This is a genomic window from Variovorax sp. LjRoot84 (assembly GCF_964254305.1).
Taxonomy (GTDB): Bacteria; Pseudomonadota; Gammaproteobacteria; order Burkholderiales; family Burkholderiaceae_C; genus Variovorax.
In genome coordinates this window covers 1,769,788-1,790,823 of sequence record NZ_CAXUTE020000001.1, presented here as the reverse complement: position 1 = coordinate 1,790,823, position 21,036 = coordinate 1,769,788, and the positions used below count along the sequence as shown (strand labels likewise).

The following is a 21,036-nucleotide window of genomic DNA, read 5'->3' as shown; positions in this document are numbered from 1 at the left end:
TAGTAGAGTTCGATGACGAGGACTGCCTGCGGTGCCCATCAACCGCCAGGAGGTTCTCATGCAAGTGCTTTACACGCGCTGTGCGGGCCTGGACGTGCACAAGGACACCATCGTGGCCTGCGTGCGATGCGTCTCGCCGCCCATGCATCAGGAGGTGCGCAGCTTCGGCACCACGACTGCCCAGTTGCTCGAACTGGCCGATTGGCTGGCCGAGCACGACTGCACCCACGTGGCGATGGAGGCCACCGGCGTGTACTGGAAGCCGGTGTGGCATGTGCTGGAGGCTGAGTTCGAGTTGGTGCTGGCCAATGCGGCGCATATTCGAAACGTGCCTGGTCGCAAGACCGACGTCAACGACGCGATGTGGATTGCCGATCTGCTCGCGCACGGCTTGATCCGCTCCAGCTTCGTGCCGCCGCAGGCCATCCAGCAGCTGCGCGACCTCACCCGCACCCGCAAGCAACTCGTGCGCGAGGTCTCTCAGCACTCGCTGCGCATTCAAAAGGTGTTGGAGGACGCCAATCTCAAGCTGGGCAGCGTCCTGTCGGATGTGCTGGGCAAGAGCGGGCGCGCCATGCTCGATGCCATCGTCGCCGGCCAGAGCGATCCGGCGCATCTGGCCGCGCTGGCCCAGGGCACGGCGCGCAACAAGAGCGCTGAGCTGCGCGAGGCGCTGCGCGGACGCATCACCGAGCACCATCGCACGATGCTGCGGCTGCACCTGCAGGTGATCGATGCCCTGCAACGCACGTTGGCCGAACTGGATGCGGCCGTGGGAAAAGCGCTGGCGCCGATCCGGCAGCGCGCCCGCCTGCTCACGACGATGCCGGGGGTCAGTGACCTGACGGCCAGCGTCGTAGTGGCGGAGATCGGCGTAGACATGTCGCGCTTCCCCAGTGCCGGCCATCTGATCTCCTGGGCAGGCCTGTGTCCGCGCAGCGACGAGAGCGCCGGCAAGCGTCGCTCCACCCGCGTGCGCAAGAGCGGCACCTGGATCAAGACCACCCTGGTGACCGCCGCCTGGGCCGCGGTGCGCGTGAAGACCAGCTACCTGCGAGCGCAGTTCCTGCGTATCAAGGCACGCCGCGGAGCCAAGAAGGCCATCCTCGCTGTGGCCGCCTCGATGCTCACCGCCGCGTACCACATGCTTCGCGACGGCACCGAGTACAACGACTTGGGCAGCGAACACTTCGACCGCCAGGATCGAACCAAGATCATCCGTCGCCTCATGAAACGACTTCAAGACCTCGGCTGCGATGTTCCTGCGCTGGTACATACGGGTTAGCGCTTCTTAGTAGGAGCCCGGCGGCGGCGCCGTCGACAGCTTGAAGCGCGCGGCCGGCCCGATCCTCTTGACGATCGAAGATCGCGCAGCACCGATCAGCCGGCCCACGGGCGCCTTGAGGACGTCCACGGCGGGCGACTCGCCGGGGTAGGCGGGCGAGAGGCCGCATCTGCGCAAGACCCGGTTCACCTGGTGGACGCGAGCGGTCATGCGCGTGACCGAGGTGTAGAAGGTCACGCCGACCGAGATCGACACGCGGTCACCCGGTGAGGTCCAGGCGGTATCGGAACTCGTCATGTGCGGCGAGGTGCTCGGGAAATAGACGCCGTCTCCCGGACGGGCGTTGAACTCGTGGCTGAGAGGCCTGAACTCCTCCTTGAAGCGCACCTTCCTGAGCGAATGGGTGACGATGAAATCCTCCACCGCCTCGGCCGGCACGATGCTGCGATCCGCATGGTCCCAGACGTACAGCGTCTTGCGCCCATGCAACTGCAGCCAGAAGTTGTTCTCGCGATCGATGTGGAAGGGCGTCACCGAGGGCGGCACCGTGATGAAGACGAAGCCGTTCACCCGAAAGATGTCCGGCTGCTCGCGTTCCACATAGAAGCGCATGGTGTCGACGATGTCGAACAGCAAGGCCTGGTAGCGCGGAATGACTTCGATGTTGTAGAGGGCGAGCCACGAATTCAGCTCTTCGATGCGCTCGAAACACTCGTCGATGCTGCGCCCGTCCGGATGCAGGCTGTCGTGCGCGATCTTGGAAGCCGGGGTGATGTCCGGCCGCATGAACCGGCACTGGCTGAACGGGACGAGCTCCTTGGCGAGCTTCGCGAGTTCGCGCATTTGAAACAGAGGATGCTCGTGCAGGTTGTGATGCAACGTAGCAATCCTGTAGGTCGAAAAACTTGCAGGGTCATCCATCCACAACCTATGGGTTGCAGAGGACGGCACGGCAATCGCGGTGCAATCTCCCATCGCATCTCCCCGGCGCGCTTCATCGCGTCTAATACTTTCGTTTACCTTTCCACAGCCAGATTAAACGGCAGCCGGCGAGAACGGACCACCCGTAGACCGCGCGCGGAACAAGGTTGTCCCGTGAGATCATTTGACTCTCCCATCATGGGAAGGTTGAAGCTCCTTGCCAGCTGCAACACCGTCTGGAAATAGGAGAGTTCATGAACGACAGCCTGGCGCTACGGCCGCCCGCATCGAGCCACGACGCCGGCGAGCAGACGCTGAGTCTGCAGATCGAGGGCATGACCTGCGCATCCTGCGTCTCGCGCGTCGAGAAGGCGCTGGCCAAAGTGCCGGGCGTGGCTTCCGCGACGGTGAACCTGGCCACAGAGAAGGCAGAGGTCGCGTTCGTCGACCGCTCGCTCGACGTGCACAGCCTGATCGCCGCCGTTCAGAAGGCGGGCTATGCCGCGCACGAGGTCGAGGAGGAGGCGCCCGTTGCGCCGGCCACGGTCGCTCGCCGCTGGCCCGACTGGTGGCCGGTCGCGGTGGCGGCCCTGCTCTCGGCGCCGCTGATGCTGCCGATGTTGGGCCTCCTGTTCGGCAGCGCGTGGATGCTCGACGGCTGGCTGCAGCTCGCGCTGGCGACACCGGTGCAGTTCTGGCTCGGAGCGCGCTTCTACCGCGCCGGATGGAAAGCCCTGAAGGCTGGCACCGGCAATATGGATCTGCTGGTGGCCCTCGGCACCACGGCCGGCTACGGGCTGAGCGTCTACCTGCTCTATACCCATGCGGGCGACGGCATGCCGCCGCATCTGTACTTCGAGGCCTCGGCGGTGGTGATCACGCTGGTGCTGCTGGGCAAGTGGCTGGAGACGCGGGCCAAGCGCCAGACCACCGAGGCGATCCGCGCCTTGAATGCATTGCGTCCGGAGCGCGCCCGCGTGCGCCGCAACGGCGTGGACCGGGACGTCGCGCTCGGGCAGGTCCAGGTCGACGACCTGGTGGTCGTGCGGCCCGGCGAGCGCGTGCCGGTGGACGGCCTCGTGGCCGAGGGCGCGAGCGAGGTCGACGAGTCGCTAATCACCGGCGAAAGCCTGCCGGTCGCCAAACAAGTGGACGACGCGGTGACCGGCGGTGCCGTCAACGGCCAGGGCCTGCTCGTCGTCCGGACCACCGCGGTGGGCGCGGAATCGACGCTCGCGCGCATCGTGCGGCTGGTCGAATCCGCGCAAGCGAAGAAGGCGCCGATCCAGCGCCTGGTCGACCGGGTCAGCAGCGTCTTCGTGCCGATCGTCATCGGCATCGCGCTCGTGACCGTGCTCGGCTGGGGCTTGGGCACGGGCGACTGGGAAGCCGCGATCCTCAATGCGGTGGCCGTGCTCGTGATCGCCTGCCCCTGCGCGCTGGGTCTAGCGACGCCGACCGCGATCATGGCCGGCACCGGCGTGGCCGCGCGCCACGGGGTGCTGATCAAGGACGCCGAGGCGCTCGAAGTGGCGCACAGCGTGAAGATCGTTGCCTTCGACAAGACGGGCACGCTGACCGAAGGTCGGCCGGAACTGGCGGCCTTCGAAGCGGTGGACGGCGATGCAACCGCCCTGCTGCGCGCAAGCGCAGCCATCCAGGCGGGCAGCGAGCATCCGCTGGCGCGCGCGGTGCTCGCGCGAGCGCAGCAGATGGGCCTCGCGATCCCGCGCGCCGGCGAAGTGCGCGCCGCGGCCGGGCGCGGCATGGCGGCCACGGTCGAGGGCCGCGCGCTGCGTCTGGGCAGCACGCGTTTCATGCGCGAGCTCTCGGTGCCGCTGGGCAAGCTCGACGCGCGCGCCTCGCAGCTGCAGGCCGAAGGCCGCACCGTGTCCTGGCTGGCCGACGTCAGCGAAGGTCCGAAGCTGATCGGCCTCCTTGCCTTCGGCGATGCGCCGAAGGCGAATGCCGCGGCCGCCATCGAACAACTGCACGCGCAGGGCATCCGCACGGCGCTGGTCACCGGCGACAACCGCGGCAGCGCCGAGGCGGTGGCGAAGCTGCTGAAGATTGACACCGTGCGCGCCGAGGTGCTGCCCGAAGACAAGGCCGCCGTGGTCGCGCAGCTCAAGGTCGAGGGCCAGCGCGTTGCGATGGTGGGCGACGGCATCAACGATGCGCCGGCGCTGGCCGCGGCCGACGTCGGCATCGCGATGTCCACCGGCACCGACGTCGCGATGCATGCGGCCGGCATCACGCTGATGCGCGGCGACCCGGCGCTGGTGAGCGACGCGATCGACATCTCGCGCCGCACCTACGCCAAGATCCGGCAGAACCTGTTCTGGGCCTTCGTCTACAACGTGGTCGCCATCCCGCTCGCGGCCTTCGGCCTGCTGAGCCCGGTGATCGCCGGCGCGGCGATGGCCTTCAGCAGCGTGAGCGTGGTGAGCAATGCGCTGCTCCTGCGGCGCTGGAAAGGAGGTGCGTGATGAGCAGTACTTTTGCGGGGCCGTTCAACATCGGCGATGCAGCCACCCGCTCGGGGGTCAACGCCAAGATGATCCGGCACTACGAATCTCTCGGCCTGTTGCCCAAGATCAGCCGGACGGACTCGGGCTACCGCCAGTACACCGGGAACGATGTGCACACGCTGCGCTTCATCCGGCGAGGGCGCGCGCTCGGCTTCAGCATGGCCGAGATTGCCGAGCTGCTGAAGCTGTGGCAGAACAAGCGCCGTGCAAGCGCTGACGTCAAGCGCATCGCGCTCGCACATGCGGAAGATCTCGGCCGGCGCATCGAAGAGATGGAAAGCATGAAGCGCACGCTGGAGCGGCTGGCGGATTGCTGTCAGGGAAACGAGCGGCCAGACTGTCCGATCATTGACGAGCTCGCCGACCTCACCGGAATTGCGGGCCGCCATCCTGTTGCTGCCAAGCGCCAAATCTTGCAGGCGGACTCGACAGTCTAGGTGCCGGATCAAGAAGCTGGTTTGCGTGGCGAGGAACTGTTCTACCTGCCGATACACAAATCATCATGACGAGGACCGGAGGCCTCAGATGATTCGTGCGAGCCTCGCCCAACGACAGACTCTCCACGCCTGGATGCTCGCATGCGCACTTGGCGTCCTCGCGGCGCCGCCGGTTCGTGCCGGCCAACCGGTGACCCTGACTCACGTCCACGGGCTGTCCTATAGCGCTGACGGAAAGCAGCTCCTGATCCCCAGCCACCATGGCCTTGCCGTGTACGCGGACGGGCATTGGTCCAAGGCGGAGGGGCCGGCGCACGACTACATGGGCTTCTCCGCCACGCGCGATGCGCTGTACAGCAGCGGGCACCCGGCGCCGGGTTCCGAGCTGACCGATCCCTTTGGCCTGATCAAGAGCAGCGACGGCGGCAAAACCTGGCAGCAGCTCGGGCTCACGGGCGAGTCGGACTTCCACATACTGGCAACCAGCTTCGCGACCAACGCCGTGTACGTGGCCAACAAAGAGGCAAACACCCGCATGAGCCAAGTCGGCATCTACCACACGCGGACCGACGGCCTCAGGTGGCGACGCGCCGCGGCCAAGGGACTGGGGCGCTGGCTCCATAGCCTGGCCGTGCATCCCACCGACGCTGCCGTCGTCGCCGCCAGCACGGACGAGGGACTCTATCTGTCCCGGAATTCGGCCGAGAGCTTCGAGCGGCTGGTCGGCGGCATGGTGACTGCCGCAAGCTTCGATCTGGATGGGCAGCACTTGTGGTTCAGCACCTATGCCGACAAGGCGGTGCTGGCGAGGATCGTATTGAAGGCCAGGGCCAAGGCCGAAGAGGTGCCGATCCCAGCGCCGACAGACGATGCTGTGGCGTACATCGCGCAGAACCCTGTCCGGCGCGGAGAGATCGCGATCGCGACCTTCAAGCGAAGCGTGTTTCTCAGCAAGGACCAGGGTCGGACCTGGACGCAGATCGCGAAGGGCGGAACGACCCATGAGTGACTCACATGTGTCGGGGCATGTTGATGCGTCTGCGGCAGCAAGCGGAAGCATCCTGAAATTGCCGCTCAAGTAGTCCCCAAGGCCTGCTTAACCCTGAAAAAAGGTGGGGTTCGTACATGTCGGATTGACCTTCCCATGATGGGAGAGTTGATATTTCCTGAATTGGAAATCTAAAGACAGGAGATGTCGATGAGCAACAGCATGCGTCGCGGCGCTGGAAAGGAGGTGCGTGATGTGCAGCACCTTTGATGGGCCGTTCAATATCGGTCAGGCATCCGCCCGTTGCGGGGTCAATGCCAAGATGATCCGTCACTACGAATCGCTTGGACTGTTGTCCAAGGTCGGCAGCACGGACTCGGGCTACCGCCAGTACACCGAGAAGGATGTGCACACGCTGCGGTTCATTCGGCGCGGACGCTCTTTCGGCTTCAGCATGGCCGAGATTTCTGAGCTGTTGAAGCTGTGGCGGAACAAGCGCCGCGCAAGCTCCGACGTCAAACGCATTGCTCTGACGCATGCCGACGACCTCAGCCGGCGTATCGAAGAGATGGAAAGCATGAAGCGCACGCTGGAGCGGCTGGCGGACTGCTGCCAGGGAGACCAGCGGCCGGACTGCCCCATCATCGACGAACTCGCCGAGCTCAGCGGGTTCGCAGACTGCCATCACAGGTCCAAGGCTCAAGTCCTAGCGACCTAGCCTGCGGCCGATACCAGAAGCCTGTTGACCTTCCTATGGTTGGAGGGTCGAGACTGACAATACAAGAGGTCTCAATGAATCCACATTCCCGCCATCCGACCGCGCCCATCGCGACTCCCGAGGAAGCTTCGCACGGACAACACGATCATCGAGACCACGGTGCTGATGGCCGGGATGCCGGAGGTGGGTCTGGTGGTCACCGCGGCGCTGCGATAAGCGCACTCGAAGGACTCACATGAAAAGACGTTCATTCCTCTTCACAATCGGAGCGACCCCCTTCCTGCAGCCAGGCCAGTCCCTTGCAGCTGCTCCGATCCAGGTCCACAAGAACCCGAAGTGCGGCTGCTGCAGCGCTTGGGTCGACCATTTGAAGGCCGCCGGTTTTTCCGTGCGGGTGACGGAAACTCCGGACATGTCCAGCATCCGCAGGCGCTTCGGAATGCCGGAGCGCTTGGCAGGTTGCCATACCGCGACGCTGGAGGGCTATGTCCTGGAAGGTCATGTGCCCGCGGCCGATATCAAGCGCCTGATGGCGACGAAGCCGCAAGCCGTCGGCCTCGCTGTACCTGGCATGCCCGTTGGTTCGCCTGGCATGGAGTACGGCAACCGCCGCGAGCCCTACAAGGTGCTGCTCATTGATCGCCGAGGCCGGGATAGCGTCTTTGCCAGTTACCCGGGCAGTTCAACCGTTGGAGGCGCAGGATGAGATTCGCTTCTTTCCTGGCTCTCGGCCTGGTGCTCACGGCTGCCGGCGCCCAGACGCAGACATCCCCGAATGCGATGTCAGTGACCAAGCAATCGGCCAAGCCCGGTCAGACTGCCTCGCTCCCGCTGACGGACGCCATTGTCGAACGCGTCCTTCGTGAATCCGGTGAAATCGTCTTGGAGCATGAGGATTTGCCCAATCTCGCGATGCCTGCGATGACCATGGCTTTCGACGTCGGAAACAAGAAGATGCTCGATGCGGTAAAGCCCGGCGACAAGGTGCGCTTTCAGGCGGAAATCGTGAAAGGTAGGCCAACCATCACACACATGGAACTTGCTAACAAACCCGCGCGTGCACGCGGTCGGTAGCCAGTATCTGGCTTAGGTGAATAGCCAAACCCCTGACAAGCCCACTACAATTTCAGCGATGGTCAGCTTTCGCGCAATCCTGCTGTGGCTCATGATGCTCGCAGTGCCCTTTCAGGGCTACGCGGCTGCGGCCATGGCGTTTTGCGCACCTGAGCCGGCGCAGATGAGTGCCGGCGTGGTGCACGATCACAGCCAGCGCGACCGTGCCTCGCCGCAAGGCGTCGAGCATCATCACGTGAATGTGAGCGGCGACGATGGCGAGGACCATCACGTCGCTCAGAGCGCGCAGGACGACCAGTCCGATGCGTTCCACAAATGTGGCAACTGCGCGGCGTGTCATTCGGTCGGGATGATGCCGACGCTCGGGACATCCCTTCTTCACGGTCTCCCGCCGGCCGACCTTGCAGAGCCTTTTCACGCGATGGCGACTGTCTCGCCCAGCGTTCCTCACAAACCTCCTCGCGCGTAACCGCGTCCAGCGTCCGGCAGCTCGGCTGCCGGCGCGCGGACGCGCATGCATCGCTCGTGTCGTCACGCCCTTCGCGGGCTCGCTGACGACATGCCGTTCATGAACATCGCGAGGATCCCATGTTCACTTTCTTGCCGGCCCGATGGCTGGCTGCCTTGCCCGCCCTGGCTGCTCTTGCAGCGGGCGCTCAGACCAGCCCTGCGCCAAACACCGCGGCCGCCACCGAAGCCGCGGCACCGCTTTCTTTCCGCTCGGCCATGGAGGGCTACAAGCCTTTCGCCGAAGAAAAGCCCATTCCGTGGAAGGAGGCCAACGAGACCGTTTATCAACGCGGAGGCTGGCGCGCCTACGCCAAGGAGGGTGCCGGCGAAACCGATGACCCGCACGCCGGGCATTCGATGTCCACGCCGATGGCAGCACCCCCGAAGGAAAAGCCATGAGGCGAACGCTGCAGATTGCCTGGATCGCACTCGCCGCTGCATTCCTCGCCGGCTGTGCTTCCGTTGGAATCGACGATGCGCTAAAGGAGACGAATTCCTCCGCCTCGCAGTTCACCGGGGGGAAACTCGAACTGAGTCGAACCAGGGAGCAGCGGGAGGCCCGCACGGCGCTTTCCGAGGAGTTGCTCGGCAAGCCGCTTTCTCAGGATGATGCAGTCCGCCTGGCACTTGCGAACAGTCCTGCAGTCCAGGCGCTCATCGCGCAAAGCTGGGCCGACATTGCTGCGGCCAACCAGACGAGCCGGCTGACCAACCCCGTGTTCAGCTTCGAGCGCGTGCGCCTCGGCGACGAGCTCGAGATCGGGCGCTTGCTGTCTTTCGGACTGGTCGATCTCATCCTGCTGCCCCAGCGGCTTTCGATTTCCCGAAGCCAGGCCGCGCAAGCGCAAGTGCAGTTGAGCGGCACGGTGGTGGACCAGGTCACGCAGGTGCGGCAAGCCTGGGTGCGCGCCGTGGCGGCCCAGCAGTCGCTGCAGTATGCAGAGCAGGTCAAGGAATCGGCCGAGGCCAGCGCCGAACTCGCACGGCGCATGCAGCTCGTCGGCAATTTCAGCAAGCTGCAGCGCGCACGCCAGCAGGTGTTCTATGCAGACGCCACGACGCAGCTTGCATCGGCGCGACACGCGGCTACGGCCGCGCGTGAAGAGCTGGTCCGCGCCCTTGGCCTGGACGATGCCCAGGCGGCCAAGCTGAAGCTGCCTGAGCGCCTGCCGGATCTGCCCAAGGCACCTCGCGAAGCACGCGACGTGGCTGCGACCGCCAGCGAGCAACGCCTGGATGTGCAGCAAGCCCGAGCGCAACTCGACGTCGCCGGGAAGTCGCAGGGCATCAACCTGCTGTCGACCTTCATCGACGTGGAGGCCGGCATCCGGCGGGACACGGTGTTCGACAACGCGGCGGGCACCCGAGGGACGCGGCGCGGTTTCGAGCTCGACATCCGGCTGCCGCTCTTCGACTGGGGATCCGCCCAGCGCAACGCGCTGAACGCCCAGGCGCTCGCTGCGGCCAACCGCTACGACGCCACCGTGCGCGGCGCGACCTCGCAGCTGCGCGAAGGCTATTCCGCCTATCGCACGGCCTACGACATCGCGCGCCACTACCGCGACGAGATCGTGCCGCTGCGCCAGGCCATGGCCGACGAGAACGTGCTTCGCTACAACGGGATGCTGATCGGCGTCTTCGAGCTGCTGGCCGAGGCCCGCGACCAGATCGCGAGCGTGAACAACGCCATCAACGCGCAGCAGCAGTTCTGGCTGGCGGACGCAGCGCTTGCGGCGTCCGTGATCGGCAAGCCCTCGGCCATGACGGCACCGACGGCCAGCGCAGGCGCACCGCCTGCGGCCGCTGCCGCTCACTGAGCGGCGCTCCTTCTACGGATCAACATGACAAACAGACGCAACTTTCTCAGCGGTGCAGGCGCCATCACGGGCGCCATCGCCGCCGCTTCGGTCGGCAAGGTGGCGATGGCTGCCTTGCCCGAGCCCGTGCTCCAGACGAAACCCGACACGATGCCGCCGCTGGCGCCATCCACCGGGCGGTCATACAACCCCGTCGTCACGCTCAATGGCTGGACGCTGCCCTGGCGCATGAACAGCGGCGTCAAGGAGTTCCACCTGGTGGCCGAGCCCGTGGTGCGCGAGATGGCGCCCGGCTTCAAGGCCCACCTGTGGGGCTACAACGGCCAGTCGCCGGGGCCCACCATCGAAGTGGTCGAGGGCGACCGCGTGCGCATCTTCGTCACCAACAAACTGCCCGAGCACACCAGCATCCACTGGCACGGCCAGCGCATTCCCAACGGCATGGATGGTGTGACCGGCCTGACGCAGCCGGCGATCCAGCCCGGCAAGACCTTCGTCTACGAGTTCGTCGCGCGCCGCCCTGGAACCTTCATGTACCACCCGCATGCGGACGAGATGACGCAGATGGCGATGGGGATGATGGGCTTCTGGGTCACGCATCCCAAGGCCAGGCACCCGCTGATCGACGAGGTCGACCGCGACTTCGTCTTCTTGCTCAATGCCTACGACATCGAGCCCGGCAGCGCGACGCCCAAGATCATGACCATGCTGGACTTCAACCTGTGGTCCTGGAACAGCCGCATTTTTCCGGGCATCGATTCGCTCAACGTGCGGCTGAACGACAAGGTGCGCATCCGGTTCGGCAACCTGACGATGACGAACCACCCGATGCATCTGCACGGCCACGAGTTCGTGGTCACGGGGACCGATGGCGGCCCGACACCGAAGAGCAGCCGCTGGCACGAAGTGACGACCGATGTGGCGGTCGGCCAGATGCGCCAGATCGAGTTCCTTGCGGACGAAGAGGGCGATTGGGCCTTCCATTGCCACAAGAGCCACCACACGATGAACGCGATGGGCCATGACGTGCCGACCATGATCGGCGTGGACCACCGTGACGTGGTCAAGAAGATCACCAAGCTGGTCCCGGACTACATGGTGATGGGCGAGCGCGGCATGGCCGACATGGGCGAGATGGAGATGCCGCTGCCCGACAACACCGCGCGAATGATGAGCGGCGAAGGTCCGTTCGGCTCCGTCGAGATGGGCGGCATGTTCAGCGTCGTCAAGGTGCGCAGGGGACAGAGGCCCCGCGACTACTCGAACCCAGGTTGGTTCAAGCATCCCAAAGGCCAGGTCGCGTACGAATTCAACGCGACGATGCCCGAGGCACCGCGCGCCAAGGGCGCCGGTTCAGCTGCCATGCCCGCGCAAAACATGCCCGCCAAAAACATCGAGGTCCAGGTCCGCAAGCCCAGCGGTCACTCGGGCCATTGATTTCTTCTTTAACCACCCTCTGAAAGGACTTTCATGAAAACCCTCCGCCACACCGCTTTGGCTGCGTTGAGCGCTTTGGCTACAACAGGCGTCCATGCCTCCGGCACGCATGCCGGCGGTCACCACTCCGAAGAGCTCATCGGCAAGCCCGGCGTCGTCGCCAAGGCGACCCGCACGGTCAAGGTCGACATGACCGACGGCATGCGCTTCAGCCCGGCCAGCATCGATGTGAAGCAAGGCGAGACCGTGCGCTTCGTGGTCACCAACTCCGGCAAGCTCAAGCACGAACTGGTGCTTGGCACCGAGAAGGAGCTGAAGGAGCACTACGAAGTCATGAAGAAGAATCCGGAGATGGAACACGCCGATCCGAACATGGTGACGCTCGCCGCCGGCAAGACGGGCGAGATCATCTGGCAGTTCACCAAGGCCGGGAAAGTCGACTTCGCGTGCCTGCAGCCGGGTCACTACGACGCCGGAATGAAAGGCGCCGTCAACGTAACCAAGGCCGCTCGCAAGTAGCGCCACCCTCGCCCCACTCCATCGAAGGAACTCACATGATCGACATTCGTACCGCTCTCGCCGCCACCATTGCTGCGCTCGCCCTCTCAGGTTTGGCCTCCGCACAGACTGGCAGTGGCACCGCTGCACCGACTGCAGGTTCTGCGCCATCGTCCGCTGCCAGCGACCTCGCCGAGGGCGAGGTCCGCAAGGTGGACAAGGAAAGCAAGAAGCTCACGCTCAAGCATGGTCCTCTGAAGAGTCTCGACATGCCTGGCATGACGATGGTCTTCCAAGTGAAGGACGACGCTATGCTGGACAAGGTCCAGGCCGGGGACAAGATCCGTTTCCAGGCCGAGAAGATCGACGGCAAATTCACCATCACCAAGCTCGAAGCGGCGCGCTAGGCCTCAGAGTGCGCCGCTCGCAACGGCGCAACGTCCGGAAAGGAGGTTCCCATGACACACGCGAGTGCTGCGCAGATCATGCGCGAGCTACTGGAAGGACCGGTCGCTCGACCCGCGTTGCTGCGGTGGCGGCGACAGCAATTCCTCGCCAAGGAAGGATTCGGCTTCTATTTTGGGGTGTTCGAGAGCTTTGCGGCCGCGCGCGAATGGCTGCCGCCGAATCCGGGATTCAATCACGACACATTGGCCACCGAGTATGTCGAGGTCCGGACCCGGCAGGTATTTACCTATGACTATCCGATGATGTGGTGGCTTGACCGAGCGTTTCGTCACGGCGCCGCGAGCGTGCTCGATATCGGCGGCTCGGTCGGCGTTCACTACCACGCGTATCGGTCATACATCGATATGCCATCGGCGCTGACATGGCGCATTGTCGAAGTTCCGGCAATGGTCGCCATCGGCCGCAGGCTGGCTGCAGAACGCGGGGCGATGGCACTGAGCTTCACCGACGATCTGGAAGAGGGCCTGACCAGCGCCGGCGCTGACATCTGGATCTCATCAGGTACTCTTCATTACATGGAAGATGCGCGGCCGAGCGATCTGCTCAAGCGATGCCTTGAGGCGCCCATGCACATCCTTCTCAACAAGCTGCCGCTCTACGAAGGCGATGACTTCGTCACCACGCAGAACATCAGCGAAGGCTGTTTTGCACCCATGCATGTTTTCAACCGCGATCGATTGATACGAAGCATCGAAGCACTGGGCTACCACCTTCGGGATCGATGGGCAGTCCACGAGCGGGCGCTGTACCTGCCGGGCTACCCGGAACGCTCATTTCCGTCCTTCACAGGTCTGTATTTCGCGGCCGAGTCGCAATCAGCCGCCCCGCTCGCCGGAGTTTCGGCACATCCCAAGGAGATCGAGATGCCACATGAAAGATGTACCGAATGCATCGAGGCCTGCAGCGACTGCGCGGTCCGGTGGCATCGATGAGGGCCGCCAACCCATGAAGATCCTGCTGATAGGCAACTATGTGCCTGACAATCAGACCAGCATGCGAGCTTTCATGCGAGTCCTTGAGCGTGAGTTGTCGAACCAGGGTTGCGAGCTGCGCATCCTCACGCCTAAGCGGTGGCTGCAGCGCGTGCCACAAACGTCCCTCTTGTGGAAGTGGCTTGGCTACTTAGACAAGTTCGTCCTTTTCATCCCTACGCTTGCTACGCAGTCGCGTTGGGCGGACGTCGTTCACATTTGCGATCACTCCAACAGTATGTACGTGCGCTGGGTGAAAAGCAGCCCGACGGTCATCACCTGCCACGATGTCATCGCCGTGCAGGCCGCCAGAGGCATGGTGCAAGGGTGGAACGTCGGTTGGAGCGGACGCGTGTTCCAGCGGCTCATCGCGTCGGGACTTGCGAAGGCCGACCTGATCGCCTGCGTCTCGCACATGACGCGACGTGAGCTGCTGGGCTTGAAGTTCGCGGATGAGCGTAGGGTGACAACGGTGCTCAACGGCCTCAACGACAGCTTCTATCTTGTCCAGCCAGAGGAAGCCGACGCACTGATCGAGCGTTTCGGGTTGTGCGCAAACGACAAGTACCTGATCCATGTCGGCTCGGACTTGCCGCGCAAGAATCGCAAGGCGGTCGTCGAGACGTTCATTGCGCTGCAGCAGCGTGCTGCTGCATGCGGCGGCCCTCCTATCGTGCAGCACCTGGTTTTCGTGGGGCCGAGTTTGGAGACAGACCTGATCGACTTGGCATCCCACCATGGCGTTGCGGATCGGATAAGGACCTTGCAACACGTCTCCCATGAGGAACTGCGCGCGCTCTACGCCAGCGCCACGGCCTTGTTGTTCCCTTCCCTGCAGGAAGGGTTCGGCTGGCCGTTGATCGAGGCGCAGGCCTGCGGCTGCCCGGTCTTCACGTCCGACCTGGCGCCGATGAATGAGATCGGAGGCCCCGGCGTGTGCTACGTGGATCCACACAATCCCGAAGCCATGGCCCAGGCCATCGAGCAGGCGGCTGGGCGATTTGAGGAGATGCGCGCCTTGGGATTGGAGAACGCTCTGCAGTACTCGGCGGCACAGATGATGGCGAACTACCTCGCTGCATATCGCCGCGTGCTGGGAGCACGGCAGCGCCGCCAATAGGGCCGCGCGGGTCGCGACGGTGCGCTTCGATCGTCTCGTTCCACAGCTTCGGCATCACCCCAATATACGTGACGACATGACACACCGCCTCCGCAAGTTCGCGCTCATCGTACATGTCGTCTCCTCGGTCGGCTTGCTCGGCGCGATCTCCAGCTTCCTGGCTCTCGCCATTGCCGGTGTGACCAGTCAAAACGCTCAAATGGCGCGCGCCGCCTATCTCGCGATGGAGTTGATCGCCGCCGGCGGCCTGCTGGTGTTGCTCGTGCCCGCCGTGCTGTCGGTTTACAAGCCGCGGGGCAGGACCCAGTACGGAGTGCGTAAAGAGCACGAGCAGCGTGCGTTGTTGCAGCCCCATGAACTCGCTTGAGCTGAAGGTCCCGCCTCCTGCAGTGGCGCTGCTTTTCGGCGTCCTCATGTGGCTCGTGTCCTCACTGGTCGCGCCGCTTGAAGTGCCGTCTGGCCCTCGCGTATCGGTTGCCCTTGTTCTTGCTTCAGTTGGCCTGGTTTTCGGCGTCTCGGGCATGGTCTCCTTCTGGCGAGCAAGAACCACGATGAATCCAATCAAGCCTATGGCTACATCGTCTCTGGTTACCAGCGGTGCCTTTCGCTTCACACGCAATCCCATGTACCTCAGCCTTCTGCTCTACCTGCTTGCGTGGGCCGTGTACTTGTCAAACGTGTGGGCCTTGCTCTTTGTGCCCGTGTTCGTGCTCTACATCAACGAATTCCAGATCAAGCCTGAGGAGCGCGCGTTGTCCTCGCTGTTTGGTCCAGATTACGCCGCATACAAGGAAAGGGTTCGCCGCTGGCTGTGAGGCCGAACCTCCTCCATCCATTTGGCTACGTCGTGGCGGCGGTCAAGTAATCTGGGCACGATCTGCGGGGATGGCGAGCAGGCCTTCCCCGCAACATTGCCTCCGCGCCTGGACCGGCGGGCACTTCACCGAGCTGAATGAGCAGAACACGCAGCAATCGCCGGGCTGCGGTCGCAGCAGGGTCTTGCAGTTCTCGCATTCATAGAAAAACTGGCAGGCGTCGACGGGCATGTCCTCGCGTTTTGCGTGGCCGCAGTGCGGGCATGTCAGCACCGAGTCGAGAATCAAGGCGCTGCGCGAGTTCTGTCCTCCCGTCATGGGCGCGCCTGCCCGGTCCCGCAGCCATCTGTGCTGCAGTGCTTGTTCGCGGGCGACAAAAGATCCCACAGCGAGACGCCGACCATGAAGGCCAGCCCCGTGTACAGCAGCCCGGCGGTCCACCGCTGGCCGAAGAACAGCAGCATGGCCGCGAGCACCATCGCCGGGCCGATCATGCCCAGCAGGCTGCGATGCCACTGACGATGGCTGAACCAGCCGACGGCGTTGGCGACCAGCGCGACGGCCGCGAACAGTGGAAGCAGGGTGCTGAGGAACAGGCCCTCGTACGCGCTGAAGATGCCCAGGCCTGCGGCGGCGCCGAGGCTCGCCAGGGCCGGAAAGCAGGCCGGGCACGAGGCCGCCGAGGCAACGCTGCCCAGAGCACCGGCCTTGTCGGCCGCACGCGTGATCCATTCCATGGATCGGCTCCTTGTCTCTTCGATGAGCCCACAATACTCCCGTACTCAAGTACGGAGTCAACCGGTATGGAACAGGCAATCGACACCCTGAGCATCGGCGCCTTCGCTGAGAGGGCCGGCGTCAATGTGGAGACCATCCGGTTCTACCAGCGCAAGGGACTGCTGCCGGAACCAGAGAAGCCATACGGCAGCATCCGGCGCTACGGCAAGGCCGATGTGGCGCGGGTCCGATTCGTCAAGTCTGCCCAGCGCCTGGGCTTCAGCCTCGACGAGATCGCCGGATTGCTCACCCTGGACGATGGCGCGCATTGCGACGAGGCGCGCCAACTCGCGGAGCAAAAACTCGCCGATGTGCGTGCCAAGCTGGCGGACCTGCATCGCATCGAGTCAGTCCTGGCCACCTTGATTGACGACTGCTGCGCGAGCCGCGGCAGGGTGTCTTGCCCATTGATCGCCGCGCTGCAGGGCTAGTGCGTTGAGAGGAGTACCTGCCGCAACTACCAGTTGACTGGCTTCAGGTCGGGCCCAACGATGTGATCAGGGTGGGCCGGGCCGGCATGGTTCACGTCATGCGTGAAATGCGCGCCATACCAGACCACGACATCGTGGTTCGATATGGCCTCGCCATTGACCCATCGATCGATGTCGGCCTCGTACGGCGGGCCAATCGCGACGGAACCGTCATCGATCTCGCTACCCCGGTAGCGCAGTATCCAGACGTCTCCGCGACCAAAGGGCGCATCTGGCTCGGCGCCGGCGACCCCGTCGCTCGCGTTCGGGATGATTTCGTAGCCCTCCCGGCTGACGGTGTTCTCCACGCGCCACTTGCGCTTGCGCGCAAAGTCGCGCGCCCTGCGGATCTCGAATGACTTGGTGTGCCACTTGCTCGATCCGACCAAGGGCGGATCATTGAACTCTCGCACTCGATTGTTGCCCGCGGTCCGAATATCGAAGTCCAGGCGCCAGTAGACATGGTGATGGTGCACGTTGCACACGCACTGGCTCTCGACGGCGGCAAAACCAAAGCGCGGTCGAATGGTGCCGTTGGTGCCAAGGCGCCACTCACTGACGTAGCGGTACCAGCCCGCTTCCATTTCACTCACGAGGACCACCTCGTTGCCACGCACGTAGATGCCGACCCCGAGAAAATTCCCGGTGTCGGAGGCCGTGTCCATGATGGTCGAGGCGGGCACCGAACAGAGACGGAAGCCCGGCGCCACGTCGATGCCTTGTGCCTGGATCATTCCTTCCTGGTATTGCCAGTCGCGATAGGGACCACAGGCGTCCGCGTCGTACTTGACGTTCAGGATCGGCACATGGGCTCGGTACAGAACGCGCTTGCTCTTGTAGTCGACGAAGCGCAGTTCGATGCCCGAGCCGTTAGTGCCACTTGACGCGGCCGGGCGTACGGCGAGGAAGCGCCACAGGGTCTGGCCGCCTTGAGTCACTGTCACCCAGACTTGGCCGGCCGTGCCCTTGGCGGCCGTGGCCTGATTGGCATCATGCGGCACGCCGCACAACCCGCCTCCGTGAGGACGCGCGTTGCCAGGCGCACGCCCCTCGAATCGAGTCACTGCGCGCGCCGCTAGATCGACAGCGACGATCTCGTGCTCCGCGTTGGGGCCCCGGGGGAGCAAGCCGACGGCGATACGGCGTTCGATGCTTCCGTCGGGCAACTCGGTCAGCGAAAGAGCCGGGATCGGCTGGTATGGCTCTGACTGGCCGCCAGCGAGAGCAGCACCCAAGGCTGCATCACGGCGCACGATCTTGACGGCAGCGGCGAATTCGGCATCCGACGGCGGCGGGGGAAGGGCCGATTCGGTCAGCGACAGCTTGCGCGGCGCGCTGAGCAGCCCTTCGGCCAAGATTGTGCGATGACGTTTGTCGTCATACAGCGTGGCACGGAACGCGCTCGGCGGTTTTGGCCTGCCGCCTTTGGCCGGCTCGGCTTCCTCCAGCGCCTCGACGTACAGGAGCCGTGCCCTGGAATGCCCGACGTAGTCGAGCAGCGCGGGATTGAGCGACAAGCGCTCGCCGATCGACGCCAGTTCTTCGCTGGTGGGCCCGAAGGACTTGATGGCGATCTTGATCCCGTGGGCAGACGAATTCCCCGTTGCGCTGGGCTTGACCATGACATCCTCACTCTTCTTTGGTGGACATAAGCACACAGTGCTCTTCTTCGACCGGCCACTGATGGCAAAGGCGATCGAGAAATCCTACGCACGACCATCGGCGCGCGCATCCACCATTCGATGGGCGCCGAATGGCTAGCAAACATGCGACAACGGCCTCCTCTCAGCCGACCAGCGTGTAGTCGATGAAGCCCTTGTTGATCTCCCCTACCTTGCGGGTCAGCCGGTAGACGCCGCCGCCTTCGCGCGTCTTGCTCGCATCGGTATTGCCCTCGATGGTGCTCAGCATGCCGGCTTCGACCGCATCGACCAGGCCGGTGTGGCCGCGGCCCTTTCCGTGGTCCATGATGAAGATCATTCCGGGCTTCACCAACGTCGGGTCGTCCGTGGCCTCGGCCGCGCGGATGCGTGCCGCGCCTCTGGAAGGCGCCTTGTTCCAGTGATCGAGACAACCGGCGGTGCGCACCATGGGATTCTTCGGCCGGCCCAGCTTCTTCGACGCCTCGTCGAAGCAGTAGTAGACGAAGGCGCAGCACCACGGCAAGCCGGGTGACGCCCCTGTCCGCGCGAGGTACTTTTCGACGTCGGGGCCGCGATTCGAGTTCATCGGGATCTCGCGCACTTCCTTCGCCTCTTCGCCTGCCGCGACCGCCAGCACTTGCGCCAGCAGATCACTGCCCGCAACGTTGTCGGATGCGATGGTGTCCAGGCCGAACAGGGCGCCCCAGGTCAGCGAGCCGATCTCGCCGTCCTGCTTCAACGGACGGCCTGCCGGATCGACATGGCGGGCCTGGAAGAGCTTGACCACGCGCTTCATGTCGGCGTCGAATGCGGTGCCCTGCGGATCATCGAGATTGCTTTCGCCCGCCATCATTCGATTGAGCTGGCCGCGCACGGCCTGGACGACCGAGGCATCCGCCTCCCCGAGCTTGACGACGCGTCCGGGATATTCCATGGGCTTCTCCTTGCTGGTGCGGACTCAGCTTAGGTTTGCCCTCACGGAAATTCATCTGGCAAACGGCGTATCCCGGAATGCCGCACCGATCTGCTCGCCGAGCGCCAGCAGCGGCGCACTCAGCTCGGGCGCTATTTCGGCATCGCCTTCGACCACATCAACCAGTTCGCCGAAGGAAGGTTGAAAGAAGCGCTCAATCCCTCGGTATTGCCGGCGGCCTAGGGCTTGTCTTCGGGGACCTGGCCGAAACGCTGAAACATGGCGGACCCGAGCCGTTTGATCTCCATCATCGCATCGGTCTTCGGTGCTTCTTCCCCGGCAAGAACGGCCGCCGCATGCGATGCGGAGGCGCTTGCCCTTCGCGCGCGGTTCGCGCACTTGGCGAGCTCCTGCTTTCGCTCGCTCAGCGTGAAGTAGGCGGCGTCCCTCAGCAAGGTCTCGGCAACCCGCAGCGCGGCCTCTGCGGCACTCAGGCTCATGTGGATGCCGGCACGTACGCGATTGCCGTAATCGTTCTCTTCCTTGAGCCGAAGTTCCGCCTCCTGCTGGGATGAAGGGAGGACGCCCAGATCGGTGGGAGCAAAGTAGGGCACGGCCTGCACCCCAAGACTTCGACCCGCAATCACCTCTTCGATGGCGGTCCTTGCTTTCTCGATCGTTTCCAGATCCAGATTTTCCATGGCAGCCTCTTTTTGCGACAGGCTCAAGTGTGGGGCGAGCAGCGCTGATGCGCACGTCTTCTGCACGGGAAACTCGGGCAACTCGTCAATTTTTGGCAACAGAGGATTCGCGCAGCCGCGACCGAAAAATGCTCGGCCGCACAAAGGTAGAACTTAACTACTGATTCGAGGATCTCTTCGAGCCGGACGCCAAGTTATCCTGTCATCCCGCCCGTCTCGCACGAGTACTTCCACGTCGCCCGCTCCTCACGCCAAGCGCTGGCCCCTCATCACGACTCCCGACATGCGCTTTGAAGGAACTCTCAAGACATGGAACGACGAACGCGGCTTCGGATTCATCGAGTCCAGTCAAGGCGGACAAGAGATCTTCGTCCACGTCAAGGCGTTCAAGGCCCGAACTGGCCGGCCGCAGATCAATCAGGTGTTCTCGTTCGAGATTGAACTCGGGCCTCAGGGCAAGAAGCGTGCAAAGAACGTTGCGCCCGTGCAGCCCGTCCGCAGACGCCCCAATGCGCGTGGCGAATCTCCGGCACAGTGGGGAACCGCCTCGCTGTTCGCCATTCCTGTCTTCTTGATCCTGTTCGTCGCAGTCAGCTTGCTCTGGAGACCGCCTCTCTGGTTTTTTGCCGCTGTCTACGTCGTGGGCAGTGCGCTGACGTTCCTGGCATACGCAGTCGACAAGTCGGCTGCACGCCGCCAAGCTTGGCGCACGTCGGAAAGCACTCTTCACCTTCTGGCCCTTGCTGGCGGATGGCCAGGCGCGCTCCTCGCGCAACAGCTCTTGCGTCACAAGTCCACCAAGGCTGAGTTCCGCAGCGTATTCTGGGCAACGGTCGTTCTCAATGCGCTTGGCTTCGTGGCTTTGTGCTCTCCGCTGCGTAGTTCATTGTGGGCGCGAGCCTGAGGTCGAATCCTGAACGTCGCCTATGCTCGGCCAGCCGC

General features: G+C 64.0%; 25 protein-coding genes. 18 read left to right on the top strand and 7 right to left on the bottom strand.

Annotation, left to right across the window (positions count from 1 at the left end):
* The first annotated feature begins 58 nt into the window (after positions 1 to 58).
* The gene (locus ACSQ9I_RS09140; RefSeq protein ID WP_436312928.1) at positions 59 to 1,285 is read left to right on the top strand and encodes an IS110 family transposase; all 1,227 of its coding nucleotides are present in this window, start codon (positions 59 to 61) and stop codon (positions 1,283 to 1,285) included.
* 6 nt (positions 1,286 to 1,291) lie between these two features.
* Here ACSQ9I_RS09140 and ACSQ9I_RS09135 read toward each other — a convergent pair whose 3' ends face one another.
* Entirely contained in the window at positions 1,292 to 2,128 is an 837-nt protein-coding gene (locus tag ACSQ9I_RS09135; RefSeq protein WP_436312927.1) for a JmjC domain-containing protein, read from the bottom strand.
* A gap of 332 nt (positions 2,129 to 2,460) precedes the next feature.
* Here ACSQ9I_RS09135 and ACSQ9I_RS09130 point away from each other — a divergent pair, with 332 nt between their 5' ends.
* The 6 genes from ACSQ9I_RS09130 (at position 2,461) to ACSQ9I_RS09105 (ending at position 7,954) form a co-directional block, all read left to right on the top strand.
* Positions 2,461 to 4,695 (top strand): heavy metal translocating P-type ATPase, encoded by a 2,235-nt coding sequence (locus tag ACSQ9I_RS09130; RefSeq protein ID WP_436312926.1) that lies wholly within the window; start codon positions 2,461 to 2,463, stop codon positions 4,693 to 4,695.
* The gene (cueR, locus tag ACSQ9I_RS09125; protein WP_436312925.1) at positions 4,695 to 5,174 is read left to right on the top strand and encodes a Cu(I)-responsive transcriptional regulator; all 480 of its coding nucleotides are present in this window, start codon (positions 4,695 to 4,697) and stop codon (positions 5,172 to 5,174) included. Before ACSQ9I_RS09130 ends, cueR (ACSQ9I_RS09125) begins: the two co-directional genes overlap by 1 nt.
* Positions 5,175 to 5,262: 88 nt before the next feature.
* The gene (locus tag ACSQ9I_RS09120; RefSeq protein ID WP_436312924.1) at positions 5,263 to 6,183 is read left to right on the top strand and encodes a F510_1955 family glycosylhydrolase; all 921 of its coding nucleotides are present in this window, start codon (positions 5,263 to 5,265) and stop codon (positions 6,181 to 6,183) included.
* A gap of 232 nt (positions 6,184 to 6,415) precedes the next feature.
* A complete protein-coding gene (cueR, locus tag ACSQ9I_RS09115) occupies positions 6,416 to 6,880 on the top strand; it encodes a Cu(I)-responsive transcriptional regulator (protein ID WP_436312923.1) in 465 nt (154 codons plus the stop codon).
* 235 nt (positions 6,881 to 7,115) lie between these two features.
* Positions 7,116 to 7,586, top strand: a complete 471-nt coding sequence (locus tag ACSQ9I_RS09110; protein WP_436312922.1) for a DUF411 domain-containing protein — start codon at positions 7,116 to 7,118, stop codon at positions 7,584 to 7,586.
* Complete coding sequence (locus ACSQ9I_RS09105; protein WP_436303384.1) at positions 7,583 to 7,954, top strand: copper-binding protein; 372 nt, start codon at positions 7,583 to 7,585, stop codon at positions 7,952 to 7,954. The genes ACSQ9I_RS09110 and ACSQ9I_RS09105 overlap by 4 nt, the downstream gene beginning before the upstream one ends.
* 52 nt (positions 7,955 to 8,006) lie before the next feature.
* Here ACSQ9I_RS09105 and ACSQ9I_RS09100 read toward each other — a convergent pair whose 3' ends face one another.
* Positions 8,007 to 8,294 (bottom strand): hypothetical protein, encoded by a 288-nt coding sequence (locus ACSQ9I_RS09100; protein WP_436312921.1) that lies wholly within the window; start codon positions 8,292 to 8,294, stop codon positions 8,007 to 8,009.
* Positions 8,295 to 8,578: 284 nt separating this feature from the next.
* On the opposite strand from ACSQ9I_RS09100, the gene ACSQ9I_RS09095 reads away from it, so the two are divergent.
* From ACSQ9I_RS09095 to ACSQ9I_RS09055, 9 genes are all read left to right on the top strand, one after another.
* The gene (locus ACSQ9I_RS09095) at positions 8,579 to 8,863 is read left to right on the top strand and encodes a hypothetical protein (protein WP_436303382.1); all 285 of its coding nucleotides are present in this window, start codon (positions 8,579 to 8,581) and stop codon (positions 8,861 to 8,863) included.
* The gene (locus tag ACSQ9I_RS09090; protein ID WP_436312920.1) at positions 8,860 to 10,281 is read left to right on the top strand and encodes a TolC family protein; all 1,422 of its coding nucleotides are present in this window, start codon (positions 8,860 to 8,862) and stop codon (positions 10,279 to 10,281) included. The genes ACSQ9I_RS09095 and ACSQ9I_RS09090 overlap by 4 nt, the downstream gene beginning before the upstream one ends.
* A gap of 24 nt (positions 10,282 to 10,305) precedes the next feature.
* Positions 10,306 to 11,718, top strand: coding sequence for a multicopper oxidase family protein (locus ACSQ9I_RS09085; RefSeq protein ID WP_436312919.1), 1,413 nt, complete (start codon positions 10,306 to 10,308; stop codon positions 11,716 to 11,718).
* Positions 11,719 to 11,751: 33 nt separating this feature from the next.
* On the top strand, positions 11,752 to 12,237 hold the full coding sequence (locus ACSQ9I_RS09080) for a cupredoxin domain-containing protein (protein ID WP_436312918.1): 486 nt from the start codon (positions 11,752 to 11,754) through the stop codon (positions 12,235 to 12,237).
* Positions 12,238 to 12,272: 35 nt separating this feature from the next.
* Positions 12,273 to 12,623 (top strand): copper-binding protein, encoded by a 351-nt coding sequence (locus ACSQ9I_RS09075; RefSeq protein WP_436312917.1) that lies wholly within the window; start codon positions 12,273 to 12,275, stop codon positions 12,621 to 12,623.
* Between the two features lie 51 nt (positions 12,624 to 12,674).
* Positions 12,675 to 13,616 (top strand): methyltransferase, TIGR04325 family, encoded by a 942-nt coding sequence (locus tag ACSQ9I_RS09070; protein WP_436312916.1) that lies wholly within the window; start codon positions 12,675 to 12,677, stop codon positions 13,614 to 13,616.
* A 13-nt stretch (positions 13,617 to 13,629) separates the two neighbouring features.
* Positions 13,630 to 14,775, top strand: coding sequence for a glycosyltransferase family 4 protein (locus ACSQ9I_RS09065; RefSeq protein ID WP_436312915.1), 1,146 nt, complete (start codon positions 13,630 to 13,632; stop codon positions 14,773 to 14,775).
* Between the two features lie 76 nt (positions 14,776 to 14,851).
* Positions 14,852 to 15,142, top strand: a complete 291-nt coding sequence (locus ACSQ9I_RS09060; protein ID WP_436312914.1) for a hypothetical protein — start codon at positions 14,852 to 14,854, stop codon at positions 15,140 to 15,142.
* Positions 15,129 to 15,590: a methyltransferase family protein gene (locus ACSQ9I_RS09055; protein WP_436312913.1), complete on the top strand. Its 462-nt coding sequence runs from the start codon at positions 15,129 to 15,131 to the stop codon at positions 15,588 to 15,590. Before ACSQ9I_RS09060 ends, ACSQ9I_RS09055 begins: the two co-directional genes overlap by 14 nt.
* 42 nt (positions 15,591 to 15,632) lie before the next feature.
* Here the strand turns inward: ACSQ9I_RS09055 and ACSQ9I_RS09050 are convergent, their stop codons facing one another.
* Positions 15,633 to 15,908, bottom strand: a complete 276-nt coding sequence (locus ACSQ9I_RS09050; protein WP_436312912.1) for a GDCCVxC domain-containing (seleno)protein — start codon at positions 15,906 to 15,908, stop codon at positions 15,633 to 15,635.
* A complete protein-coding gene (merC, locus tag ACSQ9I_RS09045) occupies positions 15,905 to 16,327 on the bottom strand; it encodes an organomercurial transporter MerC (RefSeq protein WP_436312911.1) in 423 nt (140 codons plus the stop codon). Before merC ends, ACSQ9I_RS09050 begins: the two co-directional genes overlap by 4 nt.
* Before the next feature lie 66 nt (positions 16,328 to 16,393).
* On the opposite strand from merC, the gene merR reads away from it, so the two are divergent.
* Positions 16,394 to 16,798 (top strand): Hg(II)-responsive transcriptional regulator, encoded by a 405-nt coding sequence (gene merR / locus ACSQ9I_RS09040; protein ID WP_436312910.1) that lies wholly within the window; start codon positions 16,394 to 16,396, stop codon positions 16,796 to 16,798.
* Between the two features lie 26 nt (positions 16,799 to 16,824).
* Here merR and ACSQ9I_RS09035 read toward each other — a convergent pair whose 3' ends face one another.
* The 3 genes from ACSQ9I_RS09035 to ACSQ9I_RS09025 form a co-directional block, all read right to left on the bottom strand.
* Positions 16,825 to 18,459: a hypothetical protein gene (locus ACSQ9I_RS09035; RefSeq protein ID WP_436312909.1), complete on the bottom strand. Its 1,635-nt coding sequence runs from the start codon at positions 18,457 to 18,459 to the stop codon at positions 16,825 to 16,827.
* A gap of 163 nt (positions 18,460 to 18,622) precedes the next feature.
* On the bottom strand, positions 18,623 to 19,414 hold the full coding sequence (locus ACSQ9I_RS09030) for a CHAP domain-containing protein (protein WP_436312908.1): 792 nt from the start codon (positions 19,412 to 19,414) through the stop codon (positions 18,623 to 18,625).
* A 218-nt stretch (positions 19,415 to 19,632) separates the two neighbouring features.
* Positions 19,633 to 20,193 (bottom strand): hypothetical protein, encoded by a 561-nt coding sequence (locus tag ACSQ9I_RS09025; protein WP_436303370.1) that lies wholly within the window; start codon positions 20,191 to 20,193, stop codon positions 19,633 to 19,635.
* 184 nt (positions 20,194 to 20,377) lie between these two features.
* Here ACSQ9I_RS09025 and ACSQ9I_RS09020 point away from each other — a divergent pair, with 184 nt between their 5' ends.
* Complete coding sequence (locus tag ACSQ9I_RS09020) at positions 20,378 to 20,998, top strand: DUF1294 domain-containing protein (protein ID WP_436312907.1); 621 nt, start codon at positions 20,378 to 20,380, stop codon at positions 20,996 to 20,998.
* The last annotated feature ends 38 nt before the right edge of the window (positions 20,999 to 21,036 follow it).

Bases quoted from the DNA above. Each gene is read 5' to 3' on its own strand.
- ACSQ9I_RS09140 (WP_436312928.1), top strand. From the start codon at position 59: ATGCAAGTGCTTTACACGCGCTGTGCGGGCCTGGACGTGCACAAGGAC.
- ACSQ9I_RS09135 (WP_436312927.1), bottom strand. From the start codon at position 2,128: ATGCGCGAACTCGCGAAGCTCGCCAAGGAGCTCGTCCCGTTCAGCCAG.
- ACSQ9I_RS09130 (WP_436312926.1), top strand. From the start codon at position 2,461: ATGAACGACAGCCTGGCGCTACGGCCGCCCGCATCGAGCCACGACGCC.
- cueR (WP_436312925.1), top strand. From the start codon at position 4,695: ATGAGCAGTACTTTTGCGGGGCCGTTCAACATCGGCGATGCAGCCACC.
- ACSQ9I_RS09120 (WP_436312924.1), top strand. From the start codon at position 5,263: ATGATTCGTGCGAGCCTCGCCCAACGACAGACTCTCCACGCCTGGATG.
- cueR (WP_436312923.1), top strand. From the start codon at position 6,416: ATGTGCAGCACCTTTGATGGGCCGTTCAATATCGGTCAGGCATCCGCC.
- ACSQ9I_RS09110 (WP_436312922.1), top strand. From the start codon at position 7,116: ATGAAAAGACGTTCATTCCTCTTCACAATCGGAGCGACCCCCTTCCTG.
- ACSQ9I_RS09105 (WP_436303384.1), top strand. From the start codon at position 7,583: ATGAGATTCGCTTCTTTCCTGGCTCTCGGCCTGGTGCTCACGGCTGCC.
- ACSQ9I_RS09100 (WP_436312921.1), bottom strand. From the start codon at position 8,294: ATGACACGCCGCGCAGTTGCCACATTTGTGGAACGCATCGGACTGGTC.
- ACSQ9I_RS09090 (WP_436312920.1), top strand. From the start codon at position 8,860: ATGAGGCGAACGCTGCAGATTGCCTGGATCGCACTCGCCGCTGCATTC.
- ACSQ9I_RS09085 (WP_436312919.1), top strand. From the start codon at position 10,306: ATGACAAACAGACGCAACTTTCTCAGCGGTGCAGGCGCCATCACGGGC.
- ACSQ9I_RS09080 (WP_436312918.1), top strand. From the start codon at position 11,752: ATGAAAACCCTCCGCCACACCGCTTTGGCTGCGTTGAGCGCTTTGGCT.
- ACSQ9I_RS09075 (WP_436312917.1), top strand. From the start codon at position 12,273: ATGATCGACATTCGTACCGCTCTCGCCGCCACCATTGCTGCGCTCGCC.
- ACSQ9I_RS09070 (WP_436312916.1), top strand. From the start codon at position 12,675: ATGACACACGCGAGTGCTGCGCAGATCATGCGCGAGCTACTGGAAGGA.
- ACSQ9I_RS09065 (WP_436312915.1), top strand. From the start codon at position 13,630: ATGAAGATCCTGCTGATAGGCAACTATGTGCCTGACAATCAGACCAGC.
- ACSQ9I_RS09060 (WP_436312914.1), top strand. From the start codon at position 14,852: ATGACACACCGCCTCCGCAAGTTCGCGCTCATCGTACATGTCGTCTCC.
- ACSQ9I_RS09055 (WP_436312913.1), top strand. From the start codon at position 15,129: ATGAACTCGCTTGAGCTGAAGGTCCCGCCTCCTGCAGTGGCGCTGCTT.
- ACSQ9I_RS09050 (WP_436312912.1), bottom strand. From the start codon at position 15,908: ATGACGGGAGGACAGAACTCGCGCAGCGCCTTGATTCTCGACTCGGTG.
- merC (WP_436312911.1), bottom strand. From the start codon at position 16,327: ATGGAATGGATCACGCGTGCGGCCGACAAGGCCGGTGCTCTGGGCAGC.
- merR (WP_436312910.1), top strand. From the start codon at position 16,394: ATGGAACAGGCAATCGACACCCTGAGCATCGGCGCCTTCGCTGAGAGG.
- ACSQ9I_RS09035 (WP_436312909.1), bottom strand. From the start codon at position 18,459: ATGGTCAAGCCCAGCGCAACGGGGAATTCGTCTGCCCACGGGATCAAG.
- ACSQ9I_RS09030 (WP_436312908.1), bottom strand. From the start codon at position 19,414: ATGGAATATCCCGGACGCGTCGTCAAGCTCGGGGAGGCGGATGCCTCG.
- ACSQ9I_RS09020 (WP_436312907.1), top strand. From the start codon at position 20,378: ATGCGCTTTGAAGGAACTCTCAAGACATGGAACGACGAACGCGGCTTC.